The sequence below is a fragment of the Bradyrhizobium sp. NBAIM03 genome (assembly GCF_020194055.1).
Lineage (GTDB): Bacteria > Pseudomonadota > Alphaproteobacteria > Rhizobiales > Xanthobacteraceae > Bradyrhizobium > Bradyrhizobium yuanmingense.
Genome location: NZ_JADYVS010000089.1, coordinates 1 through 1,051, shown reverse-complemented (window position 1 = coordinate 1,051; position 1,051 = coordinate 1). Strand labels below are relative to the sequence as shown.

Here is a 1,051-nt window from a genome sequence, read left to right as displayed (position 1 = left end):
AGCTTCTGTCGAGCGATCACTTCTCGGTCGATGGCACGCTGATCGAGGCCTGGGCCTCGATGAAGAGCGTCAAGCTCAAGGAAGGCTCGGGCGAGCCGCCAGCGCAAGGCGGCGGGCGCAATGCCGAAGCGGACTTCCATGGCCAGAGACGCTCGAACGACACCCATGCTTCGACCACCGATCCCGATGCCAGGCTTTACCGCAAGGGGAAAGGCAAGGAGACGAAGCTGTGCTTCATCGGGCATGGGCTGATGGAGAACCGCCACGGCTTGCTGGTCGACGCCTGCCTGACACAGGCCGACGGGCATGCCGAACGGGTGGCCGCGCTGCACATGATCGAACCGCGTGCCGACCGGCCGACAGCGATCACGCTTGGCGCCGACAAGGCCTACGACGCAGAAGACTTCGTCAACGAGCTGCGCTCGATGAACGTGACGCCGCATGTTGCGCAGAACACCAGCGGCCGCAGCTCTGCGATCGACGGGCGAACGACCCGGCACGGCGGCTATGCCGTCAGCCAGCGCATCCGCAAGCGGATCGAGGAGGCATTCGGCTGGATCAAGACGGTCGCCGGGCAAGAGAAGACCAGCTTCCGTGGCCGTGAACGCGTCGGATGGGCCTTTACCTTCGCTGCTGCCGCCTACAATCTGGTGCGGCTGCCCAAGCTGATCGCGGAGGCCGGCTGATGGCCAAGGTGCCCGGCTTCGCCAAGGCCTTTGCCGGCCGCTGGCGCATCGTCGAAATGGACACCTGGGACGGCGACTTCCTCGATCTCGTCGAACAGGCGCATCTCACCTTCAAGGGCAAGTCCGACGGTGAAGTTGCCTTCGGTGCGCTGAAGGGCTTCCTCGACGTCCGCTACGGCACGCGAGACGGTTCGGCCTGCGCGGAGTTCTCATGGCAGGGGCACGATGAGAATGACCCCACCTGCGGTCGCGGATGGGCCATGATCGGCACTGCCGGCAGGCTCGTCGGCCACTTCTACATACACAATGGCGACGATTCGGCCTTCGTTTGCGAACACAGCTGAGTTCTTCAACAGCCTGCTAGG

General features: G+C 64.3%; 2 protein-coding genes. Both read left to right on the top strand.

Going from position 1 to position 1,051, the window contains the following annotated elements:
* A partial coding sequence (locus I6F21_RS37520) for an IS5 family transposase (protein WP_225184358.1) occupies nucleotides 1-686 on the top strand: 686 nt, incomplete at its 5' end.
* Entirely contained in the window at nucleotides 686-1,030 is a 345-nt protein-coding gene (locus I6F21_RS37515) for a hypothetical protein (protein ID WP_109146007.1), read from the top strand. The genes I6F21_RS37520 and I6F21_RS37515, both read left to right, overlap by 1 nt.
* The last annotated feature ends 21 nt before the right edge of the window (nucleotides 1,031-1,051 follow it).

What these genes read in the sequence shown, in the direction of transcription:
- I6F21_RS37515 (WP_109146007.1), top strand. Translation starts at nt 686, where the DNA reads ATGGCCAAGGTGCCCGGCTTCGCCAAGGCCTTTGCCGGCCGCTGGCGC.